The organism is Escherichia sp. KTE172 (genome assembly GCF_000408845.1).
In the GTDB taxonomy this organism is placed as follows: Bacteria; Pseudomonadota; Gammaproteobacteria; order Enterobacterales; family Enterobacteriaceae; genus Escherichia; species Escherichia coli.
The window spans coordinates 2,996,878-3,014,200 of the sequence record NZ_KE137316.1; the positions used below are offsets into that span (position 1 = coordinate 2,996,878).

Annotated in this window: 13 protein-coding genes and 1 pseudogene; 5 read left to right on the plus strand and 9 right to left on the minus strand. The window is 43.1% G+C overall.

What is annotated here, in order from left to right; all coding sequences use genetic code 11:
• The first annotated feature begins 93 nt into the window (after positions 1 to 93).
• Together G434_RS09660 and yieF are read left to right on the plus strand one after the other, a co-directional pair.
• Positions 94 to 843, plus strand: coding sequence for a 4'-phosphopantetheinyl transferase family protein (locus tag G434_RS09660; protein WP_001309862.1), 750 nt, complete (start codon positions 94 to 96; stop codon positions 841 to 843).
• Between the two features lie 21 nt (positions 844 to 864).
• Positions 865 to 1,431, plus strand: coding sequence for a class I chromate reductase YieF (gene yieF, locus G434_RS09655; RefSeq protein WP_001291268.1), 567 nt, complete (start codon positions 865 to 867; stop codon positions 1,429 to 1,431).
• Between the two features lie 53 nt (positions 1,432 to 1,484).
• Here the strand turns inward: yieF and adeP are convergent, their stop codons facing one another.
• On the minus strand, positions 1,485 to 2,822 hold the full coding sequence (gene adeP, locus G434_RS09650; protein WP_000082693.1) for an adenine permease AdeP: 1,338 nt from the start codon (positions 2,820 to 2,822) through the stop codon (positions 1,485 to 1,487).
• A gap of 166 nt (positions 2,823 to 2,988) precedes the next feature.
• Here adeP and yieH point away from each other — a divergent pair, with 166 nt between their 5' ends.
• The gene (yieH, locus tag G434_RS09645; RefSeq protein ID WP_000078065.1) at positions 2,989 to 3,654 is read left to right on the plus strand and encodes a 6-phosphogluconate phosphatase; all 666 of its coding nucleotides are present in this window, start codon (positions 2,989 to 2,991) and stop codon (positions 3,652 to 3,654) included.
• A gap of 136 nt (positions 3,655 to 3,790) precedes the next feature.
• On the opposite strand, the gene espY4 is transcribed toward yieH, so the two are convergent.
• A complete protein-coding gene (espY4, locus tag G434_RS09640; protein ID WP_000225962.1) occupies positions 3,791 to 6,199 on the minus strand; it encodes a T3SS effector EspY4 in 2,409 nt (802 codons plus the stop codon).
• A 305-nt stretch (positions 6,200 to 6,504) separates the two neighbouring features.
• Here espY4 and G434_RS09635 point away from each other — a divergent pair, with 305 nt between their 5' ends.
• Positions 6,505 to 7,692, plus strand: a complete 1,188-nt coding sequence (locus G434_RS09635) for a pentapeptide repeat-containing protein (protein ID WP_000369322.1) — start codon at positions 6,505 to 6,507, stop codon at positions 7,690 to 7,692.
• Between the two features lie 469 nt (positions 7,693 to 8,161).
• Here the strand turns inward: G434_RS09635 and G434_RS09630 are convergent, their stop codons facing one another.
• The 7 genes and pseudogenes from G434_RS09630 to G434_RS0125635 form a co-directional block, all read right to left on the minus strand.
• Positions 8,162 to 10,660 carry a hypothetical protein gene (locus tag G434_RS09630; protein WP_001018455.1) on the minus strand — a complete coding sequence of 833 codons (2,499 nt, stop codon included), beginning with the start codon at positions 10,658 to 10,660 and terminating at the stop codon, positions 8,162 to 8,164.
• A gap of 417 nt (positions 10,661 to 11,077) precedes the next feature.
• Entirely contained in the window at positions 11,078 to 11,803 is a 726-nt protein-coding gene (gene phoU / locus G434_RS09625; RefSeq protein ID WP_000377785.1) for a phosphate signaling complex protein PhoU, read from the minus strand.
• 14 nt (positions 11,804 to 11,817) lie between these two features.
• Positions 11,818 to 12,591, minus strand: a complete 774-nt coding sequence (pstB, locus tag G434_RS09620) for a phosphate ABC transporter ATP-binding protein PstB (protein WP_000063125.1) — start codon at positions 12,589 to 12,591, stop codon at positions 11,818 to 11,820.
• A 90-nt stretch (positions 12,592 to 12,681) separates the two neighbouring features.
• On the minus strand, positions 12,682 to 13,572 hold the full coding sequence (pstA, locus tag G434_RS09615; protein WP_001251991.1) for a phosphate ABC transporter permease PstA: 891 nt from the start codon (positions 13,570 to 13,572) through the stop codon (positions 12,682 to 12,684).
• A complete protein-coding gene (gene pstC, locus G434_RS09610) occupies positions 13,572 to 14,531 on the minus strand; it encodes a phosphate ABC transporter permease PstC (RefSeq protein ID WP_000741620.1) in 960 nt (319 codons plus the stop codon). The genes pstA and pstC overlap by 1 nt, the downstream gene beginning before the upstream one ends.
• An 87-nt stretch (positions 14,532 to 14,618) precedes the next feature.
• Positions 14,619 to 15,659 (minus strand): phosphate ABC transporter substrate-binding protein PstS, encoded by a 1,041-nt coding sequence (gene pstS, locus G434_RS09605; protein WP_000867161.1) that lies wholly within the window; start codon positions 15,657 to 15,659, stop codon positions 14,619 to 14,621.
• A gap of 247 nt (positions 15,660 to 15,906) precedes the next feature.
• Positions 15,907 to 16,551 (minus strand): annotated as a pseudogene (locus tag G434_RS0125635) (fimbrial protein); the annotation flags it as partial.
• 65 nt (positions 16,552 to 16,616) lie between these two features.
• Here G434_RS0125635 and G434_RS0125640 point away from each other — a divergent pair.
• A protein-coding gene (locus G434_RS0125640) for an IS1-like element IS1A family transposase (RefSeq protein ID WP_223230354.1) occupies positions 16,617 to 17,314 on the plus strand; the annotation gives its coding sequence in 2 pieces (ribosomal slippage) (positions 16,617 to 16,866 and positions 16,866 to 17,314; 699 coding nt in all).
• The last annotated feature ends 9 nt before the right edge of the window (positions 17,315 to 17,323 follow it).

A 17,323-nucleotide genomic window follows, 5' to 3' on the forward strand; every position in this document is an offset into this window, starting at 1 on the left:
CTGAATCGAACTTTTAGCCGCTTTAGTCTGTCCATCATTCCAGTAAATGATTACTCTTGTATTCATAATGGACCATTAAGCATGGAGCGAAAAATGGCGACTCACTTTGCCCGAGGGATTTTAACGGAAGGACATCTGATTTCTGTTCGTCTCCCCTCCCATTGTCATCAAGAAGCCCGAAACATTCCCCCTCATCGTCAAAGCCGTTTTCTGGCGTCCAGAGGTTTACTCGCAGAACTGATGTTCATGCTGTATGGCATTGGCGAATTGCCGGAAATCGTCACCCTGCCGAAAGGTAAACCGGTTTTCAGCGATAAAAATTTGCCTTCGTTTTCTATTTCCTATGCCGGGAATATGGTTGGCGTGGCGTTAACAACCGAAGGTGAATGTGGCCTCGATATGGAACTACAGCGTGCGACGCGCGGGTTTCATAGCCCACACGCGCCCGATAACCACACCTTTTCCAGCAATGAATCGCTATGGATCAGTAAACAAAATGATCCAAACGAAGCGCGGGCGCAGCTCATCACGCTGCGCCGAAGCGTGCTAAAACTAACCGGTGATGTTTTGAATGACGATCCGCGCGATCTGCAGCTGCTGCCCATTGCCGGACGCCTGAAATGTGCTCATGTAAATCATGTAGAAGCGTTATGCGACGCGGAGGACGTGCTGGTGTGGTCCGTGGCGGTCACGCCCACGATTGAAAAGCTCAGTGTCTGGGAGTTAGATGGCAAACACGGCTGGAAAAGCCTGCCCGATATTCACAGCCGCGCCAACAATCCTACCAGCCGGATGATGCGTTTTGCCCAGCTCTCTACCGTGAAGGCTTTTTCGCCAAATTGATAGACAACCACAGGAGTCATCATGTCTGAAAAATTGCAGGTGGTTACGTTACTGGGGAGCCTGCGCAAAGGCTCATTTAATGGCATGGTTGCACGTACCCTGCCGAAAATTGCTCCGGCGAGCATGGAAGTCAATGCGTTACCTTCCATTGCCGACATTCCCTTGTATGACGCTGACGTACAGCAGGAAGAAGGTTTTCCAGCAACGGTTGAAGCTCTGGCGGAACAGATCCGTCAGGCTGACGGTGTGGTGATCGTCACGCCGGAATATAACTACTCGGTACCGGGTGGGCTGAAAAATGCCATCGACTGGCTTTCCCGCCTGCCGGATCAACCTCTGGCCGGTAAACCGGTGTTGATTCAGACCAGCTCAATGGGCGTGATTGGCGGCGCGCGCTGTCAGTATCACCTGCGCCAGATTCTGGTTTTCCTCGATGCAATGGTGATGAACAAGCCGGAATTTATGGGCGGCGTGATTCAGAACAAAGTTGATCCGCAAACCGGAGAAGTGATTGATCAGGGTACGCTGGACCACCTGACCGGGCAATTAACCGCATTTGGTGAGTTTATTCAGCGAGTTAAGATCTAAATAAAAAACCCGCCAGCAATCATGCATGGCGGGTTTTTAACGCGCTATCGATTTTAGTGAGCGTCGATAAACACAATCTTCAGGATAAACAGCAGCGCAACGATGATTACGCACGGGCTTAGATCACGCAGACGTCCGGTACCGATTTTCATCACGCAGTAGGAGATAAAGCCCAGCGCAATACCTTCGGTAATCGAGAAGCTGAACGGCATCATCACAGCGGTAATAAACGCCGGAACAGATTCAGTAAGATCCTGCCAGTTCACGCGAGCAAGACTTGAGGTCATCAACACGCCAACGTAAATCAGCGCGCCAGCTGCGGCATATCCCGGCACCATTCCCGCCAGCGGCGACAGGAAGATAACCAGCAGGAACAGCAGACCGACAACCACTGCCGTCAGACCGGTACGACCGCCAACGGAAACGCCGGAAGAGGACTCAATATACGCCGTAACAGAAGAAGTCCCGATAAACGAACCGGTCACCGAAGAGATACTGTCGACATACAGCGCCTGCTTCATGCGCGGGAATTTACCTTTCTCATCCGCCAGACCTGCTTTATCGGTCACGCCAATCAGCGTACCGGAGGAGTCAAACAGGTTGACCAGCATGAAAGAGAAAATCACACCTGCCAGCCCGAGGTTAAACGACCCGGCTAAATCTACATGACCCACGACTGTCATTACGCTCGGCGGCGCAGAAACGATGCCATTGTAGTGGACATCACCCAACATCCAGCCCAGCAGCGTCGTCACCACGATGGAAACCAGCACCGCCGCGTGAATGTTGCGCGAGGCCAGAATGGCGATGATGAAGAAGCCGAGGATCCCCAGCAGCACGCTGTGAGAAGTCAGATTACCGATGCTCACCAGCGTTTCCGGGTTAGCGACAATCACACCTGCGTTTTTCAGCCCCATCATGCCAATAAACAGACCGATACCACTGGTGATGCCCACACGTAGACTTACCGGAATGTTGGCTATCATCCAGTAGCGAACGCGGAATATCGTCAGTAACAGCAGACCAATCGCACCCCAGAAGATTGCGCCCATCCCGACTTGCCACGGCAAGCCCATCGCCTGTACAACGACAAAAGCGAAGAACGCATTCAGGCCCATTGCCGGTGCCAGCGCAACTGGCAGATTAGCAAACAGCCCCATCATAATACTGCCGAATGCAGCAATCAGACAGGTAGTAACGAAGACGGCGCTGGTATCCATGCCAGCAACGCCAAGAATTTGCGGGTTAACAAAAACGATGTAAACCATCGTCAGGAAGGTGGTAAAACCGGCGATCACTTCGGTCCGTGCCGTCGTGCCATGTTCGCGCAGTTTAAACACGCGTTCCAGCATCCCCTGGCCAGAAGCCTGGGTTGTGTGTTGTTGACTCATTATCTATTTCCGAACAAGGAGGGAAAATCCGTCGCTATCGTATACCAAAATGAGACAATATGGACGGCTGAAGATAACTTTTTTTCATTGTATTTGCTTATACGGCAACGATTGCGTCATGCGATTTGGCATGACGAAAACGTTAAACTAACGATAAAGGAAAGACATGTCCCAGATAGAAGCGGTATTTTTCGACTGCGACGGTACGCTGGTCGATAGCGAGGTCATTTGCTCTCGCGCCTATGTCACGATGTTCAGGGAATTTGGCATTCACGTTGAGCTGGAAGAGATTTTTACCCGTTTTAAAGGCGTAAAACTCTACGAAATCATCGACATCATCAGTAAAGAACAGGGCGTGACGATGATCCAGGCCGATGCCGAGCACGTTTACCGCGCAGAAGTAGCTCGTCTGTTTGATACCGAACTTGAGGTCATCGCAGGAGCGAACGAATTGCTGGCGAGCATTAACGTGCCGATGTGCGTTGTCTCTAATGGCCCGGTGAAAAAAATGCAGCATTCGCTCGGCAAACTCAACATGCTGCACTACTTCCCGGAAAAACTGTTCAGCGGTTACGACATTCAGCGTTGGAAGCCCGATCCGGCATTAATGTTCCATGCGGCAAAAGCGATGAATGTGAACGTTGAAAACTGCATTCTGGTCGATGACTCCAGCGCCGGCGCGCAATCAGGGATAGATGCCGGAATGGAAGTGTTTTACTTCTGCGCTGACCCGCACAATAAACCGATCGTTCACCCGAAAGTCACCACCTTTACCGAGCTGGCGCAGCTGCCTGCACTCTGGAAGGCACGCGGCTGGAAGATAACGCGATAATCGCCTCCTTACTTCAACGCTTACACATCAGTCACGCTGGTTTGAGATAAAAAATACCAGGTGTCTGATGAGTAAGCGTCTATTCCCTATAAATAATTTATGTCGTTAATCGTCCAGTCGCTCCCCCTCTGTATGGTTAAGCCTGGTTTATATTTTTCACAATATCGGGATACCGTTCGAACCAATCCAGAATATTAAGCATCGCGTTACTGATATTTTTATTAGCCTTATATTGATTCTCGCGTCTATGATTTTGAACAATATTAAGCTTAGAACGTATCTTATTGTCAGAGTCAGAAATATCCTCATTTAATGCCTTTACTTCATCCTGTACTTCTTGACTATTCCAGTTGTCCCTTTTTTTATCAAATAAAGTCCTTTTATCATCTACTGATTTATCCCGACTTATGGTCAACTCTTTAATTTCTCGCAATAAGTCATCGTAATCTGTAATGGAAGCTCTTATTTCCTGATAGTTTTTTAATAAATCCTGCCTGTTAATTGAAAATGCACTGGATAAATATTGAAAATCGCGAGCAAACTTATTGAGCCTTGAATCGTAATCTGTCTTAAAAGATTTTATATGTTCCAGTTGGTTTGATAGCGCTTCAATTTGTTTTTTTTGAACACCTTCAAAAATGGGTGCAAGTTCCTTATAATCAAATGTTACATTTGTAGCAGATTCTTTATGAGACTCCTTTATTTGCTTTTGGACATATTCTTTTGGATTTTCAGTAAGTATTGTTCCATCTGGCGGCGGAATCATTTTATTTATTATAGATTCAACAAACTTAATTCGATCATTTTCTATCATATTGTTAATGATATTTTGTGCATTTTCCTGCATATCTTTAAAAATAAAAAACTCAATCCTACTATTATCAAAATGATATTTTCCCTCGTACGATTTATTTTCAACATAAAGTGTTGATAAAAACGACTCTAACTCTAAAAATGCGTTTTTATATTTTTCCTTAGTCTTTGACTCGGAATTATAAAAATTTATTACATCGATATTGATAGCACTTACCTTTTTTAAGAAATCAGGTATTTGTTCTTTACTTATAGCTCCGTCCAGATCCATATACATGTATTTTTGCGCTGTAAGACCATCTTTTGAATAATTTGTATTTGGATCAATAGCACAGTCTTTGCACCTATCTCCACTGTAATAATAGCCTAAATTTGCCCCAATCAAATTACTATTTTTAAAGAAGACATTATTGTTCTCTGTATTTTTCTTGCTAAATGAAGAATCGGTCCCTTTCTTTATACTCTCTACGCATTTCGAAAAATTATCATCTAACTTAAGATTTCTCGATCTTCTTTCAATGTAATCAGAAAAATACTCTTTGGGGTTAAACATAGATCTATCTGAACCATCTTCACGAAGACCATCGTTTATTTTAATATGCTTCAAATTACAATTATAAAACACAGTCCCCGTATCCGGACCCCTGATTTCATCATAATTAGACTTGTTGAACGAATTTGCCAAAAAATCCATTCCATGAGCATCAAGCCCTATTATATTACAGTTATAAAAATGACTCAGAAGTATACTCGAGCCAGGACAACATCCTCCCTGGATTATACAATCCTGAACGAAAGACTGCATAAAGAGATAAGAACCTAATTTTTCTTGAATACTATCAGGTTGTGTAACGGTGTAGATTTTAGACGTCTCACATCTATAATTTTCAATTTTGCATTTAGAAATAAAACAACCTTTAAACATACCTTTTATTGGTTTTTTATTTCCTGACCCCACAGTATCATCATTAGTCTCATAAAGCTGTATGTTGTTGAATTTACAATCATCGAAATAACAATTTTCAAAAACCGGACCTTCAAGGTTAGGGCTGTTTATCACTCCTGAAAAAACTACATTTTTAAAACTACAATATTTTAATGAATTTAAAACATCCTTAGACAACGATGATAAATTGATTGTTGTATTAATAATAGGAATTTTATTTTTAATCAGTGTCGTAAGTTTTACAGCATAATCATCAAGCATAAATCTCTTCAAGGGAGAATTATCAAAATGTAAATCATCAATATAATTATCAAGCGTTAATCTCTCTGAAGAAACCTGTTTTTTTTCGTTATCATTCGAAGTAGCCCCCGTGTAGAGATTAAAGGATCTACTCACAATAACTTCATTATTTTCATTTGTGGTAAAGTCTGTCTTAGTACTAAATCGCCATTGTTGTTCTTTTTTTGCCAGAGATTTAATCTTATCGAACACCTCGGCTTTGTTATCAACTTTCGTGACAAATTCGTAAATTAAGCCTTTGACTTCTTTAATATGAGAGCCGGGAAAAAGATCGCGGACAAACTCCCACAGCGTACGTTTTTTAAATAAATCCCCTTTGCCATCAAGAATATTTTCAATATCCTTAGAGTTTACATTATATTTCTTATTATTAATACTTACAGCAATTTTATCACAATATCCTTTATGATTAAGTCTCTCCTTATTCATTGCTTCTAAAAAAGGATTAGTATTAAAAAGAACATCTGGTTTTAATTTAGCAACCATAAACCCTCCGGCGTGCAATATTGAGTTGTTTTGTTTGAAAAACAATAACTTCTATGTTGTTAATTAACTGTACTGCTAGTTAGGTTAGCAACAAGTGTTACTTATATTACCGGTGAATACTGTAAAAAATAGCTCATTATTTCCATTTTAACCCAGGGTGTTCACCCTGGATTTGCAATTTTTAGGGGGTTAACGGTACATTCCACGGGTTAACCGCAGCATCAGAAAATGAGCGTTTTTTTATAGCCGCTTTTATTGTCGAGGTTAAAATAAATAGATTTCATTAACTTTTATCAAGGTGATTTATGGATAATCTTATTGGCACACCACCAAACTACGTAGTTCCCCATAAGTATATAGACACGGAGCAAATGGAATATTTATGTCATCTCAATCGTTTTTCTAAATCACCTGACGATTTTTTGATAACTGGTCAGAGAGAGGACCTTTTTACATATAAATATATTTTAGATGGCTCATTTTCAAATTTACAGCATTTATTTCCCAAAGGACAACTACAGAAGATACAACAGCGATTAAGTTCTCTTATGTATAAAAACATGTTTCATTGTTTTCATGTTTTTTTATTAAAACTATGCTCAATTGAGAGTATTCCTCTCCCAAATGCCGATTACGCTTTCTTTGATGACGAAATGCCATTTACATTAACTGATGAACAGATCGAAAATATTTCTTTTTTAAACGCATATCACAAAGAAAAGAAAGGAAACAACGACATTGTTACATTTGATTTCATGAGCGCTGATCACCACCATAATTTTAGCACAACCATAGCTTTAACAAATGATAGCTTCCATATATCTTCAATAAACAACCATAACGCACAGGTTATATTCGATGAAAACATCCATTTACATCCCTATGAATTACCAGAATCATCACAATGGTGTTATCAGTTAATAAAAAACATGATTTCTTTACATTGCAGATATAATAACAATTTCAAAATAAAAAAAACCTGTTGTTTTGATTTTAAAAATAAATCTTTTTGTAATGCCAGGTTGCAATATATAACGTTTATTGCATGTTTATTTTCACATGCAAACATGAAATATTCGACATTTCATGATGTTAACCTTGATATGTGTGAGATAAAGAATTGCAATTTTGACAATTCAGAGATGAATTTCATTTCGTGCGTCGGGACAAATTTTAGCGGTTCTACATTTAACAATGTAAAAACAACAACAGCGCAACTAATTAAGACACCAACAAAGTGGACGAATAATACTCTAAAATATTGGTTCTCCAGTTGTAATAAACGTAATATCATCTTCACTTTTAATACAATATCTGATAGAAATATGAAATTAAAAGGTATCAAGGATATATTACTGTCGTTGGTTGACCAAAAAGTCAATATTTATAGTGTAAGGCAAGAGCTTCTGGATTTTCTTAATAATGATTTATATAAAAATAATGGAGAGATTCTCTCTTATAAAGAATCAATAATGTTGTTTTGTGCTGTGTAGCCGAAAAATAGATGATTCAGATTAACTACCGCACTCTATGTTGTGTTTATATCCATGTCAGGTAACAGGTCATTTGTGAATCCTGACACCAGACTATGACTATCGCCCAGGGATAATCCACAACCGCTGGAAGTAGTCTCATTTCTGCAGGATAAAACCGTAGAGTGCGATTGCGATGAATAATAAATACAGGCTTATTATTCCAGTCTTTTTTATTGCGTTGGTTGTTTCAAATGGCTCGGTTAGTAAAATGCACCATTCGCTCGGAAAACTCAACATGTTGCACTCTTATACGCCGTCTGGAAAAGGCGTAGGAGTGGTATAACCATTTAATCGCCTCCCAACGTCAACGCTTACACATCAGCGACACTGGTTTAATTAAAGTATACCAAATTTCTGATGAGTAAGCGTCTTTTCGTATAACCTCATTGTCACAGGAACGACTTGATCCGTTTATTTATTCGCCATGTTATTCAGTATCAATTTTCTTAATAGCTTTCACCATATTTTCATTTTCTTTTAGCCAACTCCTGATATTTTGAACTACATCATTAAGTGTATTTTCTTGTTGATACTCTTTCTCCAATCTCTCTGTTTCATCCTTAAGATGTAGAATCTCTTTACTTATATTTGGTATTTTTCCATCTATCACCTTTATTATCCCCTTAATCTCATTAATTCTTTCCGCATCTTTTTTATCTTTATTGTCTTTATTATTTAAGTAAAAACCCTCTTTAATCAATTGATCCTTAGTATCGACTAAATCATTTCTTTCGACAATAAGTTTGGCATATTTGTCTTTTATATCGCCATAATTTTCCTTATTATAGTCATTATTTTTCTCAATTACCCACCGTAAATATTGCTCAATGCTAGAGAATAAATCGACTTTATCATCTACATATTTTGATACTTTCCTATAATCCCTGTAATTTATTTCCGTTCTTTCCTTAAATTCATTCAATGCTAAAAAAATCTTTTGCATTTTATCAAAATTATCATCTTCATGATTATTATTATAGTCTTTGTAAATATCCCGCAAATCATTAAAATTAAAGTGGAAGTGAAATCTTGCGCTGTTTGAAATAGCAGAACGATTTATTTTTAAATAGTTACGTTCATCGTAATGTCTTTGCCAAAAGAATCCAGTATAGAGGTTATGCATGAAATTCACTTTATCAATATCTATTTCATTGGCTATATCTTTTTCTATATTGTACAAAACATTTAATATAATATACTGGATAGCTTCACCATTAAGTTGATATTTTTTGCCTTCATCATCAAGATTGAAGCTACCCAGCTTGACCAACAAAGATTGTAAATATAATAGTTCCTTTTCGTAATGACTTATCGCATCCTTGCCATAATTATTGAATTCTTCTACCCATGAATTAACTTCCATTAAATTTTCCATGAAATCTGAAATGCCATTTTCAGCTATAGCTCCTTTCATGTCCATATAAACAGGAATTCTAATCTGGCTATTCGCAGCAAGATTACCACTTAACCAAGTGGTTGAAGGATCAATAGCACAATCATCCAATTTAATTCCATTGATTGACTCGCCCAAACAGGTTTTAAGTAAATTGCAATTACTAAGTTTTAAATATTTATCTATATCATCAGCAACGTATTTATCATTTATATAACGACCGCCACTCATATTAGGGAAAAGATTAACGTAGATAAGGTTTGAAATGTGTTTATCCAGATTAAGTTTACCTCCATCCTTTTTGAAATATTCTCTGGGATCAAAATCCAGTAAATCTTTGCGAATTCCATTTCGTTTGCATGTCATATCAGAGGAGCTAAAATCACACATATAAAAATGATTATCATATTTTAATTCACATCTATATTTGTGATAAAACGAAGTCCCTATGAAATCCATTTCAGCACCATTAAGCTTTGCTATTTTACAACATAACAAACTGCTTGCAATAATACTTGCATTTTTACACACTCCATTCAGAAGAGTACATTCATATACAAATGATTGCATAAACAGATATGCACCAACTGGCTTACCCACATTGGGATCTTGATTTACAGAGTATATTTTTGATGTATCTATGTTAAAATTTTTTATTTCACATCGATACAGAAAACACTCTTTAAACACGCCGTAAATAGGTATTTCATTATTTAGTTTTACTCGACACCTGGAGCTTATAAGTGACACATTCTCAAATTTACAGCCCTCAAAAAAACAATTTTCAAATACTGAACCATTAAGATTTTCGTAAGATATATTACCAGTGAATGTCACATTTTTAAAGTTACAATATTTTAAAGATGCCAGGGCTTCTTTTTCCAGTGCAGATAAATCAATTGTGATATTTTCAAAGGGGATTTTATTTTTTAAATATACGCTAAGCTTTTCATTATCATTTGGGAACTGTATTTTCAACATCCCTGATTGAAAAGCTTTCTCATCAAAATGAATATCATGCTTATAAATATCAAAACTGATTTTTTCTGAAAATAAAGAATGCATTGTCTTTTTTTCAGCATCAATATGATGATCTTGCGCATTAATATTTATTTTAAATACTCTACTAACAATAATATCTTTATTTTCATCTACAATAAATTCTGTCGTCGCATTAAAGCGCCATTGTTGATCTTGATCGGCGAGAGATTTAATTTTATTAAATATATCAGCTTTATCACCAGTTTCCGACACGAAATCTATAATGGCTTGTTTAGCCTCCTTAATATGATACATGGGAAAAAGATCGAGTATAAATTCCCAAAGACTTCGTTTAAGGAAAGATTGACTATCACCAGCTAAAATGTTTGTTATATCTTTATGAGTTACTGAATACTTACCCACATCATCAACAGACAAACCAATTTTTCCAGAATATTTTTGCGTTCTATTTTTTTCATTCAGATTTTCATCTTGCATTTTAGTCAGAGTAGCAAATTTATCTGTAACTGTACTATATGATGATATAGCCATAATCATTTCTCCTGAACACAATATTTATTCGCCCGAGCACAACACATTGCCGATTTGTCTTAAGAAAGCATACTTGGGTGTTGGTTTGCTACGATTATGACTAAACCACCTATGAATACTGTAAAAAATCGCTCATTTTTTATGTTCCGATATAGGGCTTTTACCCTGGTTTTTTGTTTTCTTTTCCATTTTCTGTGCGGGTAACGATATAAATGAAAGGAATAACAAAAAAAATTTATAACGGGGCACTACATTAAAAGTAAAATAATTCAAATGAAATAATATATTTGCATTGCACTGGGGAGAGTTTCGAGGTGAGTTTGAGTGCAGGGAGAAAGTGTATCAGCCCGGTAACTATGTATGACCGGGCTGATTGCCAGATTCGGCGTAAAAGCCTTATCTGACCTACAGTTAGCGTTACTCTTTCGGGTCTTTTCCGGCCAGCAGTTTATCCAGCTCATCACCGCCTACATGACGGAAATCCTGCCCCTTCACGTAGTAGAAGATAAACTCACAAATATTCTGGCAGCGGTCGCCGATACGTTCGATTGAACGCGCACAGAATAGCGCGGTAAGTACGCTCGGAATGGTGCGCGAATCTTCCATCATGTAGGTCATCAGTTGACGAACAATACCTTCGTACTCCTGATCGACTTTTTTATCTTCACGATAAATACGTACCGCTTCGTCAATGTCCATCCGCGCGAACGCGTCCAGCACGTCGTGCAGCATCTGGATGGTATGACGGCCCAGCGACTCCAGACTTACCAGCAACGGCTGATGCTGCTGGGAGAATTTCTCCAGCGCAGTACGGCAGATTTTGTCCGCCACGTCGCCAATACGCTCCAGCTCGGCAATGGTTTTACTGATCACCATAACCAGACGCAGGTCGCTCGCCGTCGGCTGACGTTTGGCGATAATGCGCACGCAGGCTTCATCGATCGCCACTTCCATCATGTTGACGTTCTTGTCGCCTTCGATGACGCGCTTCGCCAGATCGCTGTCCTGGTTATGCATCGCGGTGATTGCATCAGAAAGCTGCTGCTCCACCATGCCGCCCATGGTCATCACCTGCGTGCGGATGCTTTCCAGTTCGGCGTTGAACTGGCCGGAAATATGTTTATTAAGATTGAGACTGTCCATAACGCACTCCTGAATCAACCGTAACGACCGGTGATGTAGTCTTCTGTTTGTTTCTTCGCTGGCTTGGTGAACAGATCGTCCGTGTTGCTGAACTCAATCAATTCGCCCAGGTACATAAACGCCGTGTGGTCGGAACAACGCGCAGCCTGCTGCATGTTGTGGGTGACGATCACTACGGTGTAATCCTGCTTCAGTTCGGTGATCAGCTCTTCAATACGCCCGGTAGAGATAGGGTCGAGCGCCGAACACGGTTCGTCGAGCAGCAGCACTTCCGGGCGAATGGCGATACCACGCGCAATGCACAGACGCTGTTGCTGACCACCAGAGAGAGAGTAACCGCTCTGATGCAATTTATCTTTGGTTTCGTTCCACAATGCGGCTTTGGTCAATGCCCACTGCACGCGCTCGTCCATGTCGGCACGGGAGAGCTTCTCAAACAGACGCACACCAAAGGCGATGTTGTCGTAGATGGACATCGGGAACGGCGTCGGTTTCTGGAACACCATGCCCACTTTCGCACGCAGCAGGGCGATATCCTGAGAGTTGGTCAGGATGTTGTCGCCATCGAGCAGAATTTCACCTTCCGCACGCTGTTCCGGGTACAGTTCAAACATTTTATTGAAGGTACGCAGCAGCGTCGATTTACCGCAGCCGGACGGCCCGATAAACGCCGTTACCTGGTTTTTAGCGATATCCAGGTTGATGTTTTTCAGGGCATGGAATTTGCCGTAGTAGAAGTTCAAATTACGAACCTGAATTTTACTCGGGGCAGTTTCAACCATACTCATTGCAATCTTTTCCTCATCGTGCCTGATGCACTTCGCTAATCAGGCTTACCGTAGGCCGGATCAGGCGTTCACGCCGCATCCGGCGAAGTGTTAACCGTGTTTATTCTTCGCAAAAACAACGCGCGCCAGAATGTTCAGCAGCAGTACGCACAGGGTAATGATCAACACCCCGGCCCAGGCCAGTTGCTGCCATTCCGCAAACGGACTCATCGCAAACTTAAAGATCGTCACCGGCAGGTTGGCGATCGGCTGCATCATGTCCGTGCTCCAGAACTGGTTGGAAAGCGCGGTAAACAGCAGCGGCGCGGTTTCACCAGCAATACGGGCAATCGCCAGCAGGATACCGGTCATAATCCCGGACACCGACGCTTTCAGCGTGATCGCGGAGATCATCTTCCACTTCGGTGTACCCAGCGCATAAGCCGCTTCACGCAGGCTGTCCGGCACCAGTTTCAGCATGTTCTCGGTGGTGCGGATAACAATCGGCACCTGCAACAGCGCCAGCGCAATCACGCCCGCCCAGCCGGAGAAGTGCTCCATCTGCGCCACCACAATGGTGTAAACAAACAGACCAACCACAATCGACGGTGCGGAGAGCAGAATGTCGTTAATGAAGCGAATCACTTCTGCCAGCCAGGATTTACGACCATATTCAGCCAGATAAATCCCCGCCATAATGCCCAACGGCGTACCGAATACCGTGGCCCACAAAATTAACAGCCCGCTACCCGCCAGGGCGTTCGCCAGACCACCACCTTCCGTATTGGGCGGCGGCGTCATTTCAGTGAACAGCGCCAGCGACATACCATCGATACCGCGGGTGATGGTGGACATTAAAATCCAGATCAGCCAGAACAGGCCGAAGGCCATCGTCGCCATCGAGAGCGTCAGCGCAATACGGTTCTTAAGGCGGCGACGCGCCTGCATTTTACGGCGGGATTCCGCCAGCGCCGCAGTGGTTTGCATTTCAACCATAGCCATTAGCGTGCCCCCTCATTCTTAGCCAGGCGCATAATCATAAACTTCGATGCGGCGAGGACGATGAAGGTAATCACAAACAGGATCAGGCCCAGTTCCATCAGTGCGGCAACGTGCAGACCGGATTCCGCTTCGGCAAATTCGTTCGCCAGCGCAGAGGTGATACTGTTGCCCGGCATGTACAGCGAGGCGCTGTCGAGCTGGTAGGTGTTACCGATGATAAAGGTCACCGCCATGGTTTCACCGAGCGCACGCCCCAGACCCAGCATAATGCCGCCGATAACACCATTTTTGGTGAACGGAAGAACGATACGCCAGATAACTTCCCAGGTGGTGCAGCCGATACCGTAGGCCGACTCTTTCATCATCACCGGGGTTTGTTCGAATACATCGCGCATTACCGCCGCAATGTACGGAATAATCATGATGGCGAGGATCACGCCTGCCGCGAGGATACCGATACCAAAGGCCGGGCCGGAGAACAGCGCGCCGACAATCGGGATATTCGACATGATATTGCCGACCGGCTCCTGGAAGTAAACGGCGAACAGCGGCGCAAAGATAAACAGGCCCCACATGCCGTAAACGATACTTGGAATGGCTGCCAGCAGCTCAATGGCGATACCCAGCGGGCGCTTCAGCCAGCCAGGAGCAAGCTCGGTCAGGAACAGGGCGATACCGAAACTCACTGGAACGGCGATCAGCAGCGCGATAAACGAGGTCACCAGCGTACCGTAGATCGGCACCAGCGCCCCGTAGATATCGTTCGGCGCATCCCACTCTTTGGTCCACAGGAAAGCCAGACCAAATTTCTGAATGCTCGGCCAGGAGGAGATGATCAGAGAGACAATAATGCCACCCAACATCAATAGCACAATCAGCGCCGCCAGTTTTACCAGCACGCTGAAAATTATGTCGCCCTTTTTACCCGGTGGGTTAAAAGCAGGCTTGGTTGCAGCCATAAGTTACTCTTCAGTTAAACGCGTTTACAAAGTCATTTTGTAATGCCGGATGCGGCGTAAAAAATACCGTACCCGGCCTGAGTTTTATTAGTACAGCGGCTTGCCGCTACTGTCTTTAATATTGGTCTTCCACGCAGCGCGAACCTGTTCCACTACGCTATCCGGCAGGCTGGCGTAATCCAGGTCGTTCGCCTGTTTAGCCCCGGTTTTGTATGCCCAGTCGAAGAACTTCAGCACTTCTGTGCCTTGTTCTGGTTTCTTCTGATCTTTGTGGATCAGAATGAACGTGGTAGAGGTAATAGGCCACGCATCTTCGCCTTTCTGGTTGGTCAGATCCTGAGCGAAGGTTTTGCTCCAGTCTGCGCCTTTTGCTGCATTAGCGAAGTTTTCTTCGGTCGGCAAAACAGGTTTACCATCAGCGGAGATCAATTTGGTATACGCCAGGTTGTTCTGCTTAGCGTAAGCATATTCAACGTAACCAATTGCACCTGGCAGACGCTGAACGAACGCGGCGATACCGTCGTTACCTTTACCGCCCAGACCAATCGGCCATTTTACGGTAGATCCCGTACCAACGTTGTTTTTCCACTCTTCGTTCACTTTCGCCAGGTAGCTGGTGAAGACGAAGGACGTCCCGGAGCCATCTGCGCGGCGTACTACAGCAATGTTCTGTGACGGCAGTTTTAAGCCTGGATTCAGTTTGGTGATGGCTTCATCATCCCACTTCTTGATTTTGCCGAGGTAGATGTCACCAAGGGTTTTACCATCCAGCACCAGCTCGCCAGACTTCAACCCTGGAATGTTAACCGCCAGTACCACGCCGCCAATCACGGTCGGGAACTGGAACAAACCTTCCTGAGCCAGTTTTTCGTCAGACAGCGGCGCGTCAGAGGCACCAAAATCAACGGTATTAGCGATAATCTGTTTTACGCCACCGGAAGAACCGATACCCTGGTAGTTAACTTTATTACCGGTTTCTTTCTGGTAAGTGTCAGCCCATTTGGCATACACCGGCGCAGGGAAGGTTGCACCTGCGCCTGTCAGGCTTGCTTCTGCAAACACAGAGAAAGCACTCATCGATAAGGTCGCGGCGACAACAGTTGCGACGGTGGTACGCATAACTTTCATAATGTCTCCTGGGAGGATTCATAAAGCATTGTTTGTTGGCTACGAGAAGCAAAATAGGACAAACAGGTGACAGTTATATGTAAGGTTTATGACAGTTTTATGACAAATCAGAATTATTAATTAACTTTTTGATTTTATTGACTAAGAAAAAGAAAAGTAGTGTCATCTTTTTGTCATGCAAAGTGAAAACTCGCGGACAAAAATGCGTAAGATGACAACGGTGTGAGGAACACCGCGGTCAGTTCGTTTAGCGTACAATCTCAATTGTTATCGTTGCAGTCGCGGTAAATGTTCCTGGCGCGGGGCGAGCCCCCGTGAGGCTTGCAGGAGCAGCAGAAAAAGTGACGCTACCGGCTTTTTCACCAAAGACGTTTGATTTACCCATATCTGTCGGTAGTTCACCACCGTTAACGTTGATTTCCTTATTATTTTTATCATAAATTTTTATCCCAACGTTCGGGTTTGATGTCACGACCATTGAGTTGTCAGTACTGGGTTCGGTAGCATAAAAAGAGGTACTGATATCATCAGTATTTAGTATTCCTAAATTTTCACACTCAATGGTGACGGTTTTGGTAATTTTATGCGTTGTCACGGTACTTCCAGCTACCGAAGAAAAATCTGCTGCAGGAATTTCTTTAAAATCAAAATTAATGGGTCTTAAACTGTTAATTTCACAGCTTTGCGGTGCAGTGATATCGCCACGAATATAAACATCGGCCATAGGTTGTGAGTAATCAACCGGAGTGTCACGGCTTATAGTTCCGTACAATTTTGCCACGAGAGTTTCAGGGACAATTAACTTTCCAGCAAAAGTCTTCTTAATATAAAAATAAATTATTGCTTTTGCACCACTGGAAATACTTAATGGGTCCGTGCGACTACATTTATATGAACCTCCAGGTGATGCTGCCAACTTACTGATTTAGTGTATGATGGTGTTTTTGAGGTGCTCCAGTGGCTTCTGTTTCTATCAGCTGTCCCTCCTGTTCAGCTACTGACGGGGTGGTGCGTAACGACAAAAGCACCGCCGGACATCAGCGCTATCTCTGCTCTCACTGCCGTAAAACATGGCAACTGCAGTTCACTTACACCGCTTCTCAACCCGGTACGCACCAGAAAATCATTGATATGGCCATGAATGGCGTTGGATGCCGGGCAACTGCCCGCATTATGGGCGTTGGCCTCAACACGATTTTACGTCACTTAAAAAACTCAGGCCGCAGTCGGTAACCTCGCGCATACAGCCGGGCAGTGACGTCATCGTCTGCGCGGAAATGGACGAACAGTGGGGCTATGTCGGGGCTAAATCGCGCCAGCGCTGGCTGTTTTACGCGTATGACAGTCTCCGGAAGACGGTTGTTGCGCACGTATTCGGTGAACGCACTATGGCGACGCTGGGGCGTCTTATGAGCCTGCTGTCACCCTTTGACGTGGTGATATGGATGACGGATGGCTGGCCGCTGTATGAATCCCGCCTGAAGGGAAAGCTGCACGTAATCAGCAAGCGATATACGCAGCGAATTGAGCGGCATAACCTGAATCTGAGGCAGCACCTGGCACGGCTGGGACGGAAGTCGCTGTCGTTTTCAAAATCGGTGGAGCTGCATGACAAAGTCATCGGGCATTATCTGAACATAAAACACTATCAATAAGTTGGAGTC